Annotated in this window: 16 protein-coding genes; 6 read left to right on the top strand and 10 right to left on the bottom strand. The window is 68.0% G+C overall.

Features of this window, described 5'->3' with window-relative positions:
* Nucleotides 1-187: 187 nt before the first annotated feature.
* From L0962_RS16975 to L0962_RS16935, 9 genes are all read right to left on the bottom strand, one after another.
* Nucleotides 188-1327, bottom strand: a complete 1140-nt coding sequence (locus tag L0962_RS16975) for a PQQ-dependent sugar dehydrogenase (RefSeq protein WP_234087674.1) — start codon at nucleotides 1325-1327, stop codon at nucleotides 188-190.
* Between the two features lie 58 nt (nucleotides 1328-1385).
* A complete protein-coding gene (locus L0962_RS16970) occupies nucleotides 1386-1973 on the bottom strand; it encodes a hypothetical protein (RefSeq protein ID WP_234087673.1) in 588 nt (195 codons plus the stop codon).
* Nucleotides 1974-1987: 14 nt separating this feature from the next.
* On the bottom strand, nucleotides 1988-3007 hold the full coding sequence (locus L0962_RS16965; protein ID WP_234087672.1) for an LLM class flavin-dependent oxidoreductase: 1020 nt from the start codon (nucleotides 3005-3007) through the stop codon (nucleotides 1988-1990).
* Nucleotides 3004-3804 (bottom strand): ABC transporter ATP-binding protein, encoded by an 801-nt coding sequence (locus tag L0962_RS16960; protein WP_234087671.1) that lies wholly within the window; start codon nucleotides 3802-3804, stop codon nucleotides 3004-3006. The genes L0962_RS16965 and L0962_RS16960 overlap by 4 nt, the downstream gene beginning before the upstream one ends.
* Entirely contained in the window at nucleotides 3795-4808 is a 1014-nt protein-coding gene (locus L0962_RS16955) for an iron ABC transporter permease (RefSeq protein WP_234087670.1), read from the bottom strand. Before L0962_RS16955 ends, L0962_RS16960 begins: the two co-directional genes overlap by 10 nt.
* A 152-nt stretch (nucleotides 4809-4960) precedes the next feature.
* Nucleotides 4961-5989: an ABC transporter substrate-binding protein gene (locus tag L0962_RS16950; RefSeq protein WP_234087669.1), complete on the bottom strand. Its 1029-nt coding sequence runs from the start codon at nucleotides 5987-5989 to the stop codon at nucleotides 4961-4963.
* A gap of 10 nt (nucleotides 5990-5999) precedes the next feature.
* Nucleotides 6000-8228 (bottom strand): TonB-dependent receptor, encoded by a 2229-nt coding sequence (locus tag L0962_RS16945; protein ID WP_234087667.1) that lies wholly within the window; start codon nucleotides 8226-8228, stop codon nucleotides 6000-6002.
* Between the two features lie 220 nt (nucleotides 8229-8448).
* The gene (locus L0962_RS16940; RefSeq protein WP_234087666.1) at nucleotides 8449-8700 is read right to left on the bottom strand and encodes an SUKH-3 domain-containing protein; all 252 of its coding nucleotides are present in this window, start codon (nucleotides 8698-8700) and stop codon (nucleotides 8449-8451) included.
* Nucleotides 8701-8731: 31 nt separating this feature from the next.
* Nucleotides 8732-9307, bottom strand: a complete 576-nt coding sequence (locus tag L0962_RS16935) for a cob(I)yrinic acid a,c-diamide adenosyltransferase (RefSeq protein ID WP_234087665.1) — start codon at nucleotides 9305-9307, stop codon at nucleotides 8732-8734.
* 62 nt (nucleotides 9308-9369) lie between these two features.
* On the opposite strand from L0962_RS16935, the gene hyi reads away from it, so the two are divergent.
* Together hyi and L0962_RS16925 are read left to right on the top strand one after the other, a co-directional pair.
* Nucleotides 9370-10143, top strand: a complete 774-nt coding sequence (gene hyi / locus L0962_RS16930) for a hydroxypyruvate isomerase (RefSeq protein WP_234087664.1) — start codon at nucleotides 9370-9372, stop codon at nucleotides 10141-10143.
* Nucleotides 10140-11426, top strand: a complete 1287-nt coding sequence (locus L0962_RS16925) for a glycerate kinase (protein ID WP_234087663.1) — start codon at nucleotides 10140-10142, stop codon at nucleotides 11424-11426. The genes hyi and L0962_RS16925 overlap by 4 nt, the downstream gene beginning before the upstream one ends.
* Before the next feature lie 12 nt (nucleotides 11427-11438).
* On the opposite strand, the gene L0962_RS16920 is transcribed toward L0962_RS16925, so the two are convergent.
* Nucleotides 11439-12716 (bottom strand): diguanylate cyclase, encoded by a 1278-nt coding sequence (locus tag L0962_RS16920; protein WP_234087662.1) that lies wholly within the window; start codon nucleotides 12714-12716, stop codon nucleotides 11439-11441.
* A gap of 145 nt (nucleotides 12717-12861) precedes the next feature.
* Between L0962_RS16920 and L0962_RS16915 the strand changes: the two genes are divergently transcribed.
* From L0962_RS16915 to L0962_RS16900, 4 genes are read left to right on the top strand one after another with little or no spacing between them, the layout of a single operon-like run.
* Entirely contained in the window at nucleotides 12862-14340 is a 1479-nt protein-coding gene (locus L0962_RS16915; RefSeq protein WP_234087660.1) for an FAD-linked oxidase C-terminal domain-containing protein, read from the top strand.
* The gene (gene glcE / locus L0962_RS16910) at nucleotides 14340-15434 is read left to right on the top strand and encodes a glycolate oxidase subunit GlcE (protein WP_234087658.1); all 1095 of its coding nucleotides are present in this window, start codon (nucleotides 14340-14342) and stop codon (nucleotides 15432-15434) included. The genes L0962_RS16915 and glcE overlap by 1 nt, the downstream gene beginning before the upstream one ends.
* On the top strand, nucleotides 15434-16660 hold the full coding sequence (gene glcF, locus L0962_RS16905) for a glycolate oxidase subunit GlcF (protein WP_234087656.1): 1227 nt from the start codon (nucleotides 15434-15436) through the stop codon (nucleotides 16658-16660). The genes glcE and glcF overlap by 1 nt, the downstream gene beginning before the upstream one ends.
* On the top strand, nucleotides 16657-17541 hold the full coding sequence (locus L0962_RS16900) for an HDOD domain-containing protein (protein WP_234087654.1): 885 nt from the start codon (nucleotides 16657-16659) through the stop codon (nucleotides 17539-17541). Before glcF ends, L0962_RS16900 begins: the two co-directional genes overlap by 4 nt.
* Nucleotides 17542-17592 lie beyond the last annotated feature (51 nt).

Below are 17592 nucleotides of genomic sequence, written 5' to 3'. Positions count from 1 at the left end.
GTCTGAGGGAGTGAACTCGGTCATCGTTGCACGCGACATGATGGGATTTTTGTCGTAAAGACTCTCATCTTAAGTGCATATTCCGATGGCAATCCACTCCCCCCGAGCGCGGATGCATCGGGTTAACCCAAAAGGCCTCGTCGAATGCGAGGCCAGTTTAGGGGGCGTCAGTCTCAGGGAGTGAGATTCAGGGGGCGGTTTTCACCGGCAGCAAGCGGATCAGTTTGCCGTCCGGGCTGTCGGTCAGCACGTAGAGATAGCCGTCCGGGCCCTGGCGTACGTCGCGGATGCGTTCGCCCAGCGACGCCAGCAGGCGGGTTTCGCGGACGACCTTGCCGGCGTAGGGGCGTTCGAGTTCGAGGCGGGCGAGGTAGGTGAATTTCAGCGAGCCGACCAGCAGGTTGCCGACCCAGGCCTGGCCGTAGCGCTCGCTGGTGACGAAAGTCATGCCGGCGGGGGCGATGGAGGGGGTCCAGGTGTGCAGCGGTGGTTCGGTGCCGGGCTTGCTCTGCTGGCCGTCGCCGACGGCGGTGAGGTCGTAGTTGCGGCCGTGGCTGACCAGCGGCCAGCCATAGTTGGCGCCGGGTCGCGGCAGGTTGATTTCGTCGCCGCCGCGCGGCCCGTGTTCGTGCAGCCACAACGTGCCGTCCGGCGCGAGCGTGGCGCCTTGCGGGTTGCGGTGGCCGTAGCTCCAGATTTCGGGCAAGGCACCCGGTCGACCGCGGAAAGGGTTGTCGGCCGGTATGCTGCCATCCTTGTTGATGCGGATGACCTTGCCGTGGTGGTTGTCCAGCGTCTGCGCGTCGTCGCGCCGGTGATAGCGTTCGCCCAGCGTCAGGAACAGCTTGCCGTCGGGTTGCCCGCCGGCGTTGCGGCTTTCGACGATGCGGCAGCCGAAGTGCAGCTCGCTGGCGACTTTCGGGCGTTGCGAGAACAGAATGCGCAGGTCTTCGAGCCGGCGCCGGTCCTCGGACAGTCGGGCGCTGGCCAGTGCGGTGCTGTTGCCGCGGCCGAAGGCGGCGGGTTCGGCAAAGCAGAAGTAGAGCCGGCGGTTGCTGGCGAAGTCGCTGTCCAGCACCAGGTCGAGCAGCCCGCCCTGGCCGCCGGTGGCGATGGCCGGCAGGCCGGCGACGGGCGGGCGGACCTTGCCGTCGCGGCCGATCACGCGCAGCGCGCCGGTGCGTTCGCTGACCAGATAATCCTGGTTCGGCAGAAAGGCCACGGCCCAGGGATGGTTGAGGCCGCGGGCGACGGTTTCCGGGACCTGGGCGTGGCTCGGGGCAACCAGGCAGGCGAGGCAGAGCAGCGGGAGCAAGCGTTTCGGCATGGCGCTTCCTTGCGGTTCGGAAAGCGCATGGTAAACCGGAACGCCGGCTGTGCTCCGTTCAGGCGGCGACGGTCTCGCGGTAGCGGGCGTTGGCGTCGGCCCAGTCGATCCGTACCGGTTGTGCCTTGGTCGTGCGGCGGTTGATCATGCGGATCGACATGGCTTCGAGCCAGGTCCAGTATTCCTCGCGCAGTTCGAGCGGAAAGCCGGTTTCTTCCATGGCGTGGAACAGGTTTTCCATCCACACCTCGCGGCCGCGCTCGTCGATGGTGAACGGGAAGTGGCGGGTACGCATGCAGCCGGCGCCGCGTTCTTCGGTGAATTTCTGCGGGCCGCCGCAGGTTTCGACGACGTAGTCGGCAATGTGGCCGACCAGTTTGGCGAATTGCGTGTCGTCCATCGCGAACAGGTGGCCGATTTCACTCTGGCGCAGGCGCTCGTGATGGCGGAAGACCAGCTTGCGCAAGCTGGCGGCGCCGGCGGTGGCGAGCACGCGGGCGGTCGGGAACGGCACTTCGGGGTAGTCCATGTCATGCGCTTCGGGCACCCGGCGGCCGACCTCGGGGCGGCTGCCGTGCGTGCTGCAGCCGCAGGCATGCGGCGCCGGGGCGGCGGGTTGCGGGTGGGCGTTCTGGGATTGGCACATGGCGGTTCTCCTGGTCAGTCGTGGGTGGGCAAGGCAGGGCGGATGCGTTCGGCGAACAGGGTCAGCGAACGGCGGTTGGTGTCGGGGTCGTAGGCGGCCGGCTTGAGCAGCAGGATGTGCGGGCCGATGGCTTCGCGCAGCGCCAGGCATTGCTCGATGCAGGCCGCCGGGTCGCCGACGATGGCCTTGGCCAGCAGGCTGTCGTCGGCGAATTCCTCGGCGGCCTGGCCGAACGGGCGCATCGCCGGCGAATTCGGGTAGTCGCGGTAGATCGTCCGCATGTTGCTGCCGAAGTCGCGGATGAAGGGCGAGGCTTCGCGGCGGGCGGCGGCGTGGTCGTCGGCACACAGGAAGTAGCGGGCGACGACGAAGGGTAGAGCCGGGCGGTCGGCGTAAGCGGCGAAGGCGGCCAGCGCTTCGCGCAGCTTTTCGACCGGCGCGGCGGATGGCCCCATCAGCCCGTAACCGCGTTGCGCGGCGAGGCGCAGGCTGTCGTCGTTGAGGCTGGCCAGCCAGGTCGGCAGGCGTGGGCGCAAGGGGCGCGGGAAGACGGCGAGGTTGTCGTAGCGGTAATGCCCGCTGCTGCGGTCGACCGGTGTTTTTTGCAGAATTTCCTCGATCAGGTCGAGCGCGTCGAACAGCCGGGCGCGGCTGTCTTCGGGGGCGATGCCGAAGTGCTTGAACTGTTCGGGAAACGGCCCGCCGCGGCCGACGCCGAGCAGCAGGCGGCCGTCGGCCAGCGCGTCGATGGTCGCCAGGTCTTCGGCGATCCGCACCGGATCGTGGAACGGCAGCAACAGCGCGCCGGCGCCGAGCTTGATACGCGTCGTGCGCGCCGTCAGGTAGGCGAGCAGCGGCAACAGCGCGGCGCTGATGCTGAACGGGTTGAAGTGGTGTTCGGTCAGCCAGACCTGTTCGAAGCCGAGCGCTTCGGCATGGACGATGGTGTCCACCGATTCGCGCAGGGCGCGCGGGGCGTCGTCGAAGGGATTCTCGACGTTGGCGAACAGGGCGTATTCGACTGGCGTGTTCATCGATCTTCCTCCGGCAGGCGCGGGGCGACGATCAGTCGCCCGTCGGGCAGCCGCACCGGCGCGACGGCGACGCCGTAGAGTTCGCTCAGGCGCTGGCCGGTGAGCACCTCGGCGGGTTTGCCGTCGGCAACGATGCGGCCATCGCGCAGCAGCGCGACGCGGTCGGCGCCGGCCAGCACGTGGTCGGGGTGGTGGGTGGTTTTGAGAATGCCGTAGCCGTCGACCGCAAGCGAGCGCAGCAGGGCGAGCAGCGCAATCTGGTTGCCGTAGTCCAGGCCGCTGGCCGGCTCGTCCATCACCAGCAGGCGGCTGCCCTGGGCCAGCGCGCGGGCGATCAGCGCCAGCTGTCGTTCGCCGCCGGAAATTTCGGTATAGGGCGTGTCGGCCAGATGGGCGATGCCCAGGCGTTCGATGGCTTGCTCGACGGCCGTACGGTCGTCGGCCGACGGGGCGGCGAACAGGCCGCTGGCCGGCAGCCGGCCCATGCCGACGATCTGCCGCACGGTATAGGGAAAGGGCGTCGAATGGACCTGCGGCACGTAGGCGATCAGTCCGGCCAGTCGGCGGCGCGGGTAGCCGGCGAGCGGGATGCCGGACAGCGTGACCTGGCCGGCGGTCGGCCGCAGCAGGCCGAGCAGGATGCGCAGCAAGGTGCTCTTGCCGGCGCCGTTGGCGCCGAGCAGGGCGACTACTTCGCCGGGGCGCAGCGTCAGGCCGGCGCCCTGCAGCACGACGCGGCCGCGATAGGCGTGGCGGATGTCGTGGGCGACGAGTCTGGGCGTGTCGCTCACAGCCATCCCTTGCGCACGCGCCCGAGGACGAGCACGAAGGCGATCACGCCGATCAGTTCGGTGACGATGCCGATCGGGATTTCGGTCGTCGCCACGGTTCGGCTGATCCCGTCGGCGGCCAGCAGGAAGCCGGCGCCGAGGGCGGCACTGGTCGGCAGCAGCGCAGCGTTGCCGGGGCCGACCAGCAGGCGGGCGATGTGCGGCACGATCAGCCCGACCCAGCCGATGATGCCGGCCAGCGACACGGTCAGCGCCGAGATCAGCGTCGCCAGGGCGACGATCAGGATGCGCAGGGCCTGCACCGGCATGCCGAGGGCCCGCGCCTCGTCGTCGCCCATGGTCAGCGCGTCGAGCGCCCGGCCGAGCGTACATAGCAGTGTCACGCCGATCCCGATCGGGATGATCAGCACGCCGATCTGGTCGAGGTCGGCCAGGGCCAGGCTGCCCATCAGCCAATGCACGATGGCCGGCAACTGGTTGTACGGATCGGCGACGTATTTGACCATCGACAGCAGCGAGGTGAACAGCGCACCGGAAATGACCCCGCCGAGCACCATCATGATCACGCTGCCGTTGCCGAACAGCGTCGCGATGCCGACGCCGACGGTGACCGCCGCAACGCCCATCAGGAAGGCGAGCAACTGGACCATCGCCCAGGGCAGGTCGAGGACGATGCCGAGGGCGGCGCCGAAAGCGGCTCCGGCGAGCACGCCGAGCAGGCCGGGCGAGACCAGCGGATTGCGGAAAACGCCCTGAAAGGCGGCGCCGGCGGTGGCCAGCGACATGCCGACGAGCACCGCGGCGAGCACGCGCGGCAGGCGGATGCGCACGATCAGGTTGAACAGCGTGTCGAATTCCCGCGTCGGCATCTCCCAAAGGCCGGCGGCGGCGCCGAGGAAACGCAGGATGTCGGCCAGGGGCAGTGGATATCGGCCGACGCACAGCGCGGCCAGCATGGCGGCGGCGACGCCGAGCAGCAGTGCCGGACCGAGGCGCAGCCAGGCCGGCATCAGGCCGTTTTCTCCGGCTCGGGCAAAAAATGCCCGCGACCGCCGGCCGGCAGTCGCGGGAAAAGCCCAACGTGGAGAGAAAACGTCGGCTGACCGGCGCGGGGGCGTTTCGGGCAGCAGAGAGGGTGGGCCGCCTGCATCATGGTGCGGCCTTACTCGAACAGCCGGTCGATCTGGGCGTCGTCCGGCGCAACCTTGAAGAACAGCTGGTAGAAGGCGCGGGTGTCGGCGTGACGATCGAAGCGGTAGCTTGTCGGATAGAAAACGCTGGCCAGCCATTGCGCGCCGAGTGCGCGCATCAGCGACGGCGGGCGATCCATCCAGTTGTGCGGCCATTTCGGCACGAGATGGATGCGGCCCTGGCGGACGGCACGGATCGCCTGCCAGCGCGGATCGTTGCGTACGCTGGCGAAGAACTGGCGCTCGTGGGTGACGATGACTTCCGGATCGAAGGCGATCACCTGCTCCAGGCTGATCCGCTCCATGCCGGTGTGGCTCTTCGGTTCGCAGCGGTAAACGTTGTAGCCGCCGGCCAGTTCGATGGCCTCGGTGTGGAAGGAACGGTGGCAGTCGGTAGCCAGTCCGTCCGGGCCTTCGGCGTAATAGACGCGCGGCCGCCGCCGTTCCGGCACCGCGGCGACGAATTTCCGGAGTTTGCGCAGGCTGTTCTCGATGTAGGCGGCCTGCGCTTCCACCGCTTTCTCGCGGCCCAGCAAGCGGCCCAGGAAACGCAGGCCGGCCGGCCAGTCGGCGAGTTCGTCGAGCTTGATGAAAATGACCGGGACGCCGGTTTTGGCAAAGGCGCTTTCGACGCGGGCGGCATCGGTGAACGGGCTTTGCCAGGCGAGGGCGATGTCCGGTTGCATGCCGAGCACGGCTTCGGCATTCATCTGCTGGCCCATGCCGAAAATCCCGCCGCCCACCGGCAGGCCCAGCAGGCGGGGCGGGAAATAGGGCTTGCCGTCGTCGGTCACCGCAAAACTCAGGGCGACCATCTTGTCCGGGGCGACGGCGTGCAGCATCACGTTGAGCGGCGGCGCCGAACCGAAGACGCGTTCGATGCGCTCCGGGACTTCAACCTTGCGGCCGATCATGTCGACGATCTCGCGGGCCTGGACGGCCGTCTGGACGAGGCAGGCGGCCAGCAGCAGGAGGAGTTTGCGGGCGTTGGCGTGGGACATGCGTTTTTCCTTAAAAACCGAGGTTGACCGCAGCAAAGACGGTACGCGGCGCCCCCGGGTAGAGCACGCGGTTGCCGGCGCCGGTGCTGATTTCGCTGACGCTGATCTGGCCGATGTAGGCGCGGTCGAACAGGTTCATCACGCCGACCGTGGCCGACCAGCGGCCCCACGAGGTCTTCTGCGCGTAGCCGGCGGTCAGGTCGGTGACCCAGTAGCCGGATACCTGATAGGCGTAGTCGCTGGTTACCCAGCGCGGCCCGACGTACTGGACCATCGGCGATACCGTGAAGCCCTGGTGGCGCCAGATGGCGCCGACGTTGCCCATCCAGCGCGGAACGTCGGGCAATTGCTTGCCCTCGACGTCGAGCGTCGTGCCGGCTGCGGTCTGGACGTTCTCGGTAAATGTCGAGCGGCTGTACGACAGGGCGGAGACCAGTTGCAGCGACTGGCTGAGCGACCAGCCGCCGGCCAACTGGAAGCCCAGCGCGGCGGTCTTGCCGACGTTCTGGCTGTAGGTCTGGCCGAGCGCCGGGTCGTAGACCGAGACGCCCTTGTTCTTCGACCGGCTGTAGTAGAAGGTCGGATCGAGGTAAGCGTTGCTCAGGCGGATGCGGGCGCCGATGTCGATACCGGTCGCCAGTTCCGGCTCGATGCTGTTCCAGCCGGGGCGGACGACGCTGGCGGCGGAGCTCTGGAAAACGTCGAGCGACGGGTTGCCGACGGTCCGCCCGACATTCACGCGCAGTTCGACGGCCAGGTTGAGCTTGTAGCTGGCGCCGAGGTTGGGCAGCCAGCGGGTCAGCGTCCGGGCGTCGACGCTGCGTGTCGGGTCCTCGCTGGCTCGGGCGGCGGCCTCTTCCGCCGAGACGTCCCAGCTGGCGCCGTTCGTCGCCGCCGCGTTGTAGGCGATGATGCCGGGCAGCGTTTCGCGGAAATGGCGGATGCCGCCGCTCAGCGTCAGGGCGTCGAATTCGTGCTGGGCGGTCAGGTAGGTGTTGTGGAATTCGTGGCGGTCGGTCAATCGCGACAGGCGCGCCCAGCGGGTGAACACCATCTCGCCGCTGGCGACGTTGTACATCTTCTGGTTGGTCGGCGGCCCCGGCGGCGCATAGGTGGACCAGGCGTGACCCAGCTTGAATTCGGTGCCGGCCAGCCGGGTCCGCAGCTCGCCGGTGGCGCCCCAGGATTGGTGGTCGATCAGCCACTGCATGACCTGAGTCGCCGCCGAGCCCTGATAGGTGTAGCTGCCTTCTTCGCGGGCGTAGAAGGGTTTGAAGGTGAACACGGTGTCCGGCGTGAAGGCGTAGCTGATTTCGCCGAGCAGCGCCTGGTTGCGGAACTCCTGGCGGTTGTAGTTGTAGTAGTCGGCGCTCTGGCGATTGTCGCTGTAGTCGAAATTGCGGTAATGGTCGAGGTCCGAGGCCTCGGCGTAGGTCAGGCCGCGGTAGCTGTGCTGTTTCTGCTGGTTGTTGGCGTAGATCAGGTTGATCTTGAGCGCGCCGAGCGCCTGGCTGAAGCCGATTTCGACGTTGTTGCGGTCGCCGGGGGCGTCGCCGGTGCCGCGCCATTTCTCGGCCTGCGTTTTCGAGGCGGAAACGAAGAAGGCGCTGCCGGTGGCCAGGCGTCCGCTGTCGGCGCGCACGAAACCGCGCCGGAAGTCGGATTGCCCCATGGCCAGGCCGATTTCACCGCCGGCCACGGCTTCCGGCCAGCGCAGCTTGGTGTCGAGCGAGCCGAAATTGTTGAACAGACCGCCGCGGTCGGCATTGACCGGTCCCTGGGCGATATCCACCTGGCGGATGTTTTCCTTGTCGAACAGGAACAGATAGCCGGGGCCGGGGCCCGGCCCGCCGAGCGCCAGGCCTTCGACGGTGCCGTAGGCGCCGTGGGTGACCACCTCGCCGCGCACGCGCATGCCCTTCTGGCCGCCCTGCGAGTTGTTCAGACCGTAGGCGTCGAGCGTCGTGACCTTGACGCCGGGCACTTCGGCCACCGCCGTGTAGGGATTGCTGCCGCCGGGTGTGTCGAACTGGCGCATAGCCTCGCGATCGACCTTGTACAGCGTGGCTGCGGTCGACGCGTCGGGCTGGACGATTTCGGCGTCGGGATTTCCCCTGGCCGTCACTTCGATACTGTCGAGCAGCGTGTCGGCGGCCTGGCTCAGGCCCGACGACAGTGCGCCGGCCAGCATGACGGCCAGGCGTCGGCGCGCGAAGATGGAATTCCCCGGTGTTTGCATGTTGCTGATCCCCTTTTTTGTGACCTTGGCGACGGTCCTTGTTTTGTTATGTATGAAAATACATAACGATATGTTCGGGTCAGCAAGCGTTGTGCCAGCTTTTATGGCGGTTTTTGCGTGTCTTGGCTGTCTTCTTTGCTGCGTTGTGTATAAAAGTAGACAACGATGTCGGAAGGTCGACATCGTGCCTGGTACTACGCTTTGGGGTGAGGGAAGCGCCTCAGGCCATGCTGGCCAGCGCGCTCATCAGGTCGCCGTTGTCGTCGCCCGCAACGCCGCCGCCGACGTCGATCATGCCGCTCTGCGATTCGACGGATACCGCGTAACCGTGCACGCGCAGCGTCTCGGCCCAGTCTTCGGCAATTTTGCGCGAAGGGTGCCACGGCCCGCGTTCGACGACGGGGCGGGTGCTGCCATTGCGGTAGGTGGTGACGACGCGGTACACGTGGCTGTCCTGGTTGCAGTCGATCAATTATCCGAAGCCGGGCCTCGGCAGACAAGTCTCAGTGAGCGTTCTTGCCCTTCTGCCATAGTACGTCACCCTGGCCGCCGCTGCGGTTCAGGCTGCGCCCGAAAATGAACAGCAGGTCGGACAGCCGGTTGATGTAGCGGCGGGCGGCATCGGACAGCGGCTCGGCATGGTGCAGGCGAACCATCGCCCGTTCGGCGCGGCGGCAGACGGTGCGTGCCAGATGGGCGAGGGCCGCCGGCCGGGTGCCGCCGGGCAGGATGAATTCCTTGAGCATCGGCAATTCGGCATTGAACGCTTCGGCGATCGTTTCGATGCGTTCGACCTGGGCATCCTTAATGACGGCCATGCCGGGCAGGCAGAGTTCGCCGCCGAGGTCGAACAGGTCGTGCTGGATGCCGAGCAGGGCGTCGCGCACGGCGTCGGGCAGCGTTTCGCAGAGCAGCACGCCGAGCATCGAGTTGAGTTCGTCGACTTCGCCGATGGCATCGATGCGCAGGCTGTCCTTGGTCGTCCGGCTGCCGTCGCCGAGGCCGGTCGAGCCGGCGTCGCCGGTGCGGGTGACGATCTTCGACAGGCGGTTGCCCTTGCGTTCTGCAGGCTGGGTCACGGTGTTCTCTCCTCGATGAGCGGGCCATTATACTTTCCGCCCCAGCACAGACCGTCGCCGCCATGCCGAAGTTCGCCGCCAACCTGAGTTTTTTGTTTACCGACGCGCCTTTCCCGGCGCGTTTCGCGCGTGCTGCCGCCGCCGGTTTTGCCGGTGTCGAATATCTGTTTCCCTACGACTGGCCGGCTGCGGACATTGCCGGCTGGTTGCGTGCCGCCGGCGTCGAGCAGGTGCTGTTCAACCTGCCGCCGGGCGACTGGGCGGCCGGCGAACGCGGTCTGGCCTGTCTGCCGCAGCGTCGGGCCGAATTCGCCGCAGGGGTGGAAACGGCGCTGGCCTACGCCGAAGCGCTCGGCTGCCGGCGCGTCCATTGCATGGCCGGGCTGCGTCCGGCCGGGATAGCCGAAGCCGAACTGCGCGCCACCTATGTCGCCAACCTGCGCCATGCCGCCGAGCGCTTCGCCGGGATCGGCGCCACGGTGCTGATCGAACCGATCAACAGCCGCATCGACATGCCCGGTTACTGGCTGGACGATGTCGCCAAGGCTTTTTCGCTGTGCGCCGAGGTTGACCGCAGCAATGTCGGCGTGCAACTCGACCTCTATCACGCGCAGATCATCCAGGGCGATCTGGCGCGCACGCTGAGCGACAACCTGAGCCGCATCGGCCATGTGCAGATCGCCGACAACCCCGGCCGCCATGAGCCGGGCAGCGGCGAAATCCACTATCCCTTCCTGTTCGCGCTGCTCGACCGGCTGGGCTATACCGGCTGGGTCGGTTGCGAGTACAAACCGCTGGCCGGTAGCGAGGAGGGCCTGTCATGGATGCGCCAGTGAGTACTGACTTCGATAATCCGCGCCGGCTGCTTCGGCAGTTGTTCGATGCCGCGCTGGCGGCGGCCGACCCGGCGCGCTGCGTGCCGCCGGCGCTGGCCGGACTCGAACCGCCGGGGCCGGGCGGCCGGCTGATCGTGATCGGCGCCGGCAAGGCTTCGGCGGCCATGGCGCGGGCGGTGGAAATGCATTGGCCGGGGCCGTTGACCGGGCTGGTCGTGACCCGTTACGGGCACGGTGTGCCGTGCGAGCGCATCACGATCGTCGAGGCCGCGCATCCGGTGCCGGATGCCGCCGGCGAAGCGGCGGCCGGACGCATGCTCGGGCTGTTGCACGGGTTGACCGCGGCCGACCGCGTACTGGCATTGATCTCCGGCGGCGGCTCGGCATTGCTGGCGGCGCCCGCCGCGGGCGTGACGCTGGCGCAGAAGCGGGCGCTCACCTCCGCCCTGCTGGCCAGCGGCGCGAGCATTGCCGAGATCAACTGCGTGCGCAAGCACCTGTCGGCGATCAAGGGCGGTCGGCTGGCCGCTGCCGCCTGGCCGGCGCCGGTGCTGACGCTGGCGATTTCCGATGTGCCCGGCGACGATCCGGCGGTCATCGCTTCCGGCCCGACGGTCGGCGATCCCGGGACGGCCGCCGATGCGTTGGCGGTGCTGGATGCCTACCGCATTGCGCTCGATCCGGCGCTACGCGAACGCTTGGCCGGTGGTGAACTGGAGACGCCGAAACCGGGCGATCCGCGGCTGGCCGGCAGCGACTTCCGGCTGGTCGCCTCGCCGCGCCAGATGCTCGAGGCCGCGGCGGCCGAAGCGCGCCGGCTGGGGGTTGCGCCGCTGATCCTCGGTGACGCGCTGGAGGGCGAGGCGCGCGAAGTCGGGAAATTGCTCGCCGGGATCGCCCAATCCTGCGGTCGACATGGTTTTCCGGCAAAAAAGCCCTGCGTGCTGCTGTCCGGCGGCGAGACGACGGTCACGCTCGGGACGGCCGGCGGTCGTGGCGGCCGCAATAGCGAATTCCTGCTCGGCTTGGCGCTGGCGCTCGATGGTGCGCCAGGAATTTACGCGCTGGCGGCCGACACCGACGGCATCGACGGCAGCGAGGACAATGCCGGGGCCTTCGTCGATGCCGGCACCCGTCAGCGCGGCCGGCTGGCCGGTCTGGAGCTGCCGGCCGCCCTGGCCGCCCACGATGCCTGGGGCTTTTTTGCCGGGACCGGCGATCTGCTGGTCACCGGGCCGACGCTGACCAACGTCAACGACTTCCGGGCGATCCTGGTCGTCTGATGGCCGGCGGCGTCAGACGACGCGGTTGCGGCCGGCGTGCTTGGCCGCGTAAAGGTGGGCGTCGCAATCGGCGATGACGTCGTGCACCTGGCGGGCATCGACCACCTGGTAGCTGTCCGGCGAGACTTCGATGACGCCGAAACTGGCGCTCAGCGATACCTGCGGGGCGCTCGGCAGCGGTGTGGCGGCGATCCGCTCGCGCAGGCGTTCGGCCAGCGCGCGGGCGGGCAATAGCGCGGTCGACGGTGCGATGAGCAGGAATTCCTCGCCGCCGAAACGGAAGATCAGGTCCGACTGGCGCAAGGTGTCGCGGACGATGGCGGCGATGTGTTCGAGCGCCCGGTCGCCGGTCTGGTGACCGTGTTCGTCGTTGAGCCGCTTGAAGTGGTCGAGGTCGAACATGATCACGCTGAACGGCACTTCGGTGGCCTTGGCGATTTCCAGCTGGTTGATCAGCACGCGGTCGAGAAAGCGGCGGTTCAGGAAACCGGTCAGCGGATCCTTGTTGTAGACGCTCATGATGATCACGCTGTTGAGCAGCGAGATTTCGTTGCCGAGTTCGAGCGAGAAAGTTTCCGCTTTCTTCAGGAGCGCGTAGATCGGGCCGCTGGCCCGTTCGTGCTCGAGCAGGTTGCCGACTTCGCCGACCACGTTGTGCATCGATTCGTGCAGTTGGCGGATCTGCGCGATGTGGCTGCGGTCGCGGATCAGTCGGCCGCCGTCGCCGTTCAGCCAGCCGCCGAACTGGCAGGCATTCGGGTCCAGCTCCGGCAGTGCGCCGGTCTGCCGGCGGGCGACGGCTTCGACCAGCCGGGCGATCCATTCGAGATGGCTTTCGAAATAGGTCAGGATGTTCTTGTCGCTGAGCGAGCGGATGTGCCCGAGCCGCAGGTGGTTGCGGGTGCCCAGCCGATTCAGGAAGACCTCGAGATAGGTGGCGGCAAAGTTCTCCTCCATCATCTCGAACAGCGTGATCGCCTGGCGGGCCAGCGCGATGTCGCCGGTTTCCAGGGCTTCCTTGACCAGCAGGTTGCGCAGGATGCCGAACTGGTGGGCAAACAGCAGGAAGGGCGTGTCGCTGTCGGCCAGTTGCCGGATCATCGTCCGGCAGCGCGATTCGTCGCCGCAGTTGATGGCCTCGGCCAGGCAATCCTTGATGTGCGACCAGGCAACGTTGATGTTTTCCACCATGAACGTGTCGTCGGGCGGGGCGTCCTTCAGGCGGGCGTTCAGTGCCGTCAGCAGGCGGCCGAGCAGGGCGCGGTTGGCCGGCTCGTTCCAGTAAGGCATGCGGTTCTCCTTGATTCCGGTCGTCTGGCGCGACGGTCGGGCGATTATAGGTCGCGGGTTTTTGTGACAAGGTTAAATTTCGTAGCCGCCGGGGTATGGTTTTCCCGGCTGACGACAACGGAAGCCGGCGTTTAGAATGTGCCGCATGTCTTCCGAATCCCCCGTCGTGGCGGATCGCGCCACCCTGCTTCGCCGTCTGCGCCAAGTGCTGCCGACGCATTGCCTGCTGGTCGAGGACGAGGACCTGCGTCCCTACGAATGCGACGGGCTGACCGCTTACCGGGAAATGCCGCTGGCCGTCTGCCTGCCGGAAAACGAGGGCCAGGTGGTCGATGTGCTGCGTACCTGCCACCAGCTCGGCGTGCCGGTGGTCGCGCGTGGCGCCGGCACCGGCCTGTCCGGTGGGGCGATGCCGCACGCCGCGGGTGTGGTCCTGTCGCTGGCCCGTTTCAACCGGATTCTGGCGGTCGACCGTGACAGCCGCACCGCCGTCGTCCAGCCCGGCGTGCGTAACCTCGCCGTCTCGGAAGCGGCGGCGCCCTACGGCCTCTACTACGCGCCCGATCCCTCGTCGCAGATCGCCTGCACCATCGGCGGCAACGTCGCCGAGAACTCGGGTGGCGTGCATTGCCTGAAGTACGGGCTGACCGTGCATAACGTGCTGCGCATCCGCATGGTCAGCATCGAGGGTGAGATTTTCGAGATCGGTAGCGCCGCGCCGGATGCGCCCGGCTACGACCTGTTGGCGCTGTGCATCGGCTCCGAGGGGCTGCTCGGCGTGGTTACCGAAGTGACGGTGAAGCTGGTGCCGAAACCGGAGCTGGCGCAGGTGGTGATGGCCTCCTTCGACGACGTCGCCAAGGCCGGCGACGCGGTCGCCGCGATCATCGCCGCCGGCATCATCCCGGCCGGGCTGGAGATGATGGACAAGCCGGCGACAGCCGCCGTCGAGCCCTTCGTCAAGGCCGGCTACGACCTCGACGCGGCGGCCATCCTGCTCTGCGAGTCGGACGGCACGCCCGAGGAAGTCGCCGAGGAAATCGCCCGCGTGCGTGCCGTACTGACGGCCAGCGGCGCGCGCGACCTGCGTGTGTCGCAGTCGGAAGCCGAGCGCCTGCGCTTCTGGGCCGGGCGCAAGGCGGCGTTTCCGGCGGTCGGCCGGATCACGCCGGACTACTACTGCATGGACGGCACCATTCCGCGCAAGCGCCTGGCCGAGATGCTGGCGGCCATCGCCGCGATGGAGCGGAAATACGGCCTGCGCTGCGCCAACGTCTTCCACGCCGGCGACGGCAACCTGCATCCGCTGATCATGTACGACATGTCGCTGCCCGGCGACTGGGAGAAAGCCGAAGCCTTCGGCGCCGAGATCCTCGAGCTGTCGGTGGCGCTCGGCGGTTCGATCACCGGCGAGCACGGCGTCGGCATCGAGAAGATCAAGCAGATGTGCGTGCAGTACGCGACGCCCGAGCTGGAAACCTTCCACGCGGTCAAGGCGGCCTTCGACGACAAACGCCTGCTCAACCCGGAGAAGGCGGTTCCCAGCCTGCACCGCTGCGCCGAATACGGGCGCATGCACGTGCATCGCGGCGAACTCAAGTTCCCCGACCTGGAGCGCTTCTGATGACGCGGGACGAGATCGTCGCGGCGATCCGCGCCGCCCACGCCGGACGCACGCCGCTGCGCCTGCGCGGTGCCGGCAGCAAGGATTTCTACGGCGGTCTGCTGGCCGGCGAGGTGCTCGACCTGAGCGGCCATCGCGGCATCGTCGCCTACGAGCCGACCGAGCTTTACCTGACCGCGAAATGCGGCACGCCGCTCGCCGAGATCGAGGCGACGCTGGCCGAGCATGGCCAGATGCTGGCCTTCGAGCCGCCGCATTTTTCGGCGAATCTGACGGTCGACCGTGATATTTCGGCAAAAACCGGGGCCACGCTCGGCGGCTGCCTGGCCGCCGGGCTGGCCGGGCCGCGCCGGATGCAGGCGGGCGCGGTGCGCGATTTCGTGCTCGGCGTGACGCTGGTCGATGGCCGCGGCCAGGTCCTCGACTTCGGCGGCCGGGTGATGAAGAACGTCGCCGGCTACGACGTCTCGCGGCTGATCGCCGGCAGCCTGGGCACGCTCGGCGCGATTGCCGAGGCGACGCTGAAGGTGCTGCCGAAACCGGTCGCCGAGACGACGCTGGCCTTCGCCTGCGCCGCCGACGAGGCGGTGCGCCGCCTGAACGACTGGGGCGCGCAGCCGTTGCCGCTGTCGGCGGCGTTCTGGCACGACGGACGTTTGCTGCTGCGCCTGTCGGGGGCGGCGGCAGCGGTCGATGCGGCGCGCCGGCGGCTGGGCGGCGAGTTGACGGTCGACGCCGAAAAAACCTGGATTTCGGTCCGTGAGCAGACGCATCCGGCCTTCGCCGCGACGCCGCTGTGGCGCGTCGCGTTGCCATCGACGGCGCCGGCCCTGGCGGTCGACGGCCTGGCCGCGATCGAATGGGGCGGCGCGTTGCGCTGGTACGCCGGCGACATCGACGCGGCGACCATCCGCGCCGCGGCGACGGCGGCCGGCGGCCACGCGACGCTGTACCGGGCGCCGGAATCGCTGCGCTGCCGCGTCGATCCGTTCACACCGCTGGCGCCGGCGCTGCTTGCGCTGCACCGGCGGCTGAAGAAGGTCTTCGATCCGGCCGGCATCCTCAACCCCGGCCGACTTTACGCGGAGTTCTGATGGATAGCCGGCTCACCGACGAATACCGCGCCACGCGCGCCGGCCAGGTCGCCGCCGAGATCCTCGGCAAGTGCGTGCATTGCGGCTTCTGCACCGCCACCTGCCCGACCTACCAGCTGCTCGGCGACGAGCTCGACGGGCCGCGCGGCCGCATCTACCTGATCAAGCAGGTGCTCGAAGGCCAGCCGGTGACGGCGAGGACCCGCCTGCACCTCGACCGCTGCCTGACCTGTCGTGCCTGCGAGACGACCTGTCCGTCCGGCGTCGACTACGGTCATCTGCTCGACATCGGCCGCCAGGTCGTCGCGGCCAAGCTGCAGCGGCCGCTCCGTGAGGCCCTGCCGCGCGCCCTGCTCAAGGCGGTGCTGCCGCGACCGGCGCTGTTCGGGCCGGCGGTGGCGCTCGGTCGCGCGCTCAAGCCGCTGCTGCCGTCGGCGCTCGCCGACAAGCTGCCGCCAGTCGCCGAGCGCCGGCCGTGGCCGGAAAACGACCGCCACCCGCGGCGCATGCTGGCGCTGGCCGGCTGCGTCCAGCCGTCGCTGGCGCCGAACATCAACGCGGCGACGGCGCGCGTGCTCGACCGTCTCGGCATCGCCTTGTTCGAGGAAAAGAAGGCCGGCTGTTGCGGCGCGGTGCGCCAGCATCTCGACGATCCGGCAGCGGCCCGCGACGACATCCGGCGCAACATCGACGCCTGGTGGCCGCATGTCGCAGCCGGGGTCGAGGCGATTGTCGTCACCGCCTCCGGCTGCGGCGTCGAGGTCCGCGACTACGGCCACCTGCTCGCCGACGATGCCGACTACGCCGCCAGGGCGCAAACGATCAGCGCGCTGTGCCGCGATCCCTCCGAAGTCGTCGCCGGCGAGGCCGCCCGCCTGGGCGAATTGCTGGTCCCGGCCGAACGCGGGCGGCTGGCTTTCCATTCTCCGTGTACACTGCAGCATGGGCTGAAGATCCGCGGCGTCGTCGAGCCGCTGCTGCAGGCCGCCGGCTACACGCTGACGCCGGTGGCCGAGGCTCACCTGTGCTGCGGCTCGGCCGGCACCTACGCGCTGTTGCAGCCGGCGCTGGCGAAAAAGCTGCGCGACAACAAGTTGACCGCACTGAACGCGGGGGCGCCCGAACGGATCGCCACCGCCAACATCGGTTGTCTGACACATCTGCAGGCCGGCGTTGCGACGCCGGTCCGCCACTGGATCGAATTGATCGACGAGGCATTGTCATGAAGCGCAGCGGATCGCTGCTCGAACTGATCGGGACGTTGGACGAGGAAAATGCCGCGCGCGTGCGCCGGGTGCTGGAAGGCGGCGTGAAGATTCCGCCGCAGCCGCGGGTGATTCAGGAATTGCGCAAGCTGGTGGCGCAACGCCGGCTCGATGTACGCCTGTTGGCGGAGACCATCCAGCGCGATCCGGGGCTCGCCGCCATGCTGTTCAAGGTGGTTGGCAACGCGGCGTATCGGGCGCATCAGCCTTTCGATTCCGTCGAGCGCATCATCCATGCCGTCGGCGTCGATCAGACGCTGAACCTGGCCCTGGCCGTGTCGTTGAGCTCGGCGCTCAGCGTGCGCAAGGAATGGCAGGTGTACGAAGCGTTCTGGGCGCGTTCGCAGGCGGTGGGGCATCTGGCGATGCTGATCGCCGACGAGCGTATCGCGGTTTGCAACGTCTTCCCGGATCAGGCTTATCTGGCCGGTATCTTCCACGCTTGCGGCGTGCCGCTGTTGCTGCAGCGTTTCCCGACCTATTGCCAGGAAATGCGCCTGGGCGTGCCGGGGCACTGGACCGACTGGCGCGAGGAAGACCGCAAGTTCAATACCGATCACGCAGTGGTCGGCTATCTGGTCGCCCGGCACTGGCACCTGCCGGAATTCATTTGCGCCGCGATCCGCTACCAGTACGCAATGGCCGAATTGGGCGAGCACGAAGCGCGCAGCCTGGTGGCCATCCTGGCGCTGGCCCAGGAAATCCACGCCCGCGCCCAACGCCAGCCGAATCCGGAATGGCCGGCCGCCCGCGCCGCGGCACTGCCGGAAATCGGCCTGAACGACGACGCACTGCCCGAGTTCGTCGACGTCGTGCTCGAGCGCTACAACAGCGCCGCCTGATTCCCGGCGGCTCCGCCTTTCGTGATAACCTCCCCGGATACAGAGGAGGAA

The sequence above is a fragment of the Azonexus sp. R2A61 genome, from assembly GCF_021401135.1.
Taxonomy (GTDB): Bacteria; Pseudomonadota; Gammaproteobacteria; order Burkholderiales; family Rhodocyclaceae; genus Azonexus.
This window is presented reverse-complemented; position numbering and strand designations above follow the sequence as displayed.

Bases quoted from the DNA above. Each gene is read 5' to 3' on its own strand.
- L0962_RS16970 (WP_234087673.1), bottom strand. From the start codon at position 1,973: ATGTGCCAATCCCAGAACGCCCACCCGCAACCCGCCGCCCCGGCGCCG.
- glcF (WP_234087656.1), top strand. From the start codon at position 15,434: ATGGATAGCCGGCTCACCGACGAATACCGCGCCACGCGCGCCGGCCAG.
- L0962_RS16975 (WP_234087674.1), bottom strand. From the start codon at position 1,327: ATGCCGAAACGCTTGCTCCCGCTGCTCTGCCTCGCCTGCCTGGTTGCC.
- L0962_RS16945 (WP_234087667.1), bottom strand. From the start codon at position 8,228: ATGCAAACACCGGGGAATTCCATCTTCGCGCGCCGACGCCTGGCCGTC.
- L0962_RS16965 (WP_234087672.1), bottom strand. From the start codon at position 3,007: ATGAACACGCCAGTCGAATACGCCCTGTTCGCCAACGTCGAGAATCCC.
- L0962_RS16960 (WP_234087671.1), bottom strand. From the start codon at position 3,804: ATGGCTGTGAGCGACACGCCCAGACTCGTCGCCCACGACATCCGCCAC.
- L0962_RS16900 (WP_234087654.1), top strand. From the start codon at position 16,657: ATGAAGCGCAGCGGATCGCTGCTCGAACTGATCGGGACGTTGGACGAG.
- L0962_RS16955 (WP_234087670.1), bottom strand. From the start codon at position 4,808: ATGCCGGCCTGGCTGCGCCTCGGTCCGGCACTGCTGCTCGGCGTCGCC.
- L0962_RS16950 (WP_234087669.1), bottom strand. From the start codon at position 5,989: ATGTCCCACGCCAACGCCCGCAAACTCCTCCTGCTGCTGGCCGCCTGC.
- glcE (WP_234087658.1), top strand. From the start codon at position 14,340: ATGACGCGGGACGAGATCGTCGCGGCGATCCGCGCCGCCCACGCCGGA.
- L0962_RS16915 (WP_234087660.1), top strand. From the start codon at position 12,862: ATGTCTTCCGAATCCCCCGTCGTGGCGGATCGCGCCACCCTGCTTCGC.
- L0962_RS16920 (WP_234087662.1), bottom strand. From the start codon at position 12,716: ATGCCTTACTGGAACGAGCCGGCCAACCGCGCCCTGCTCGGCCGCCTG.
- hyi (WP_234087664.1), top strand. From the start codon at position 9,370: ATGCCGAAGTTCGCCGCCAACCTGAGTTTTTTGTTTACCGACGCGCCT.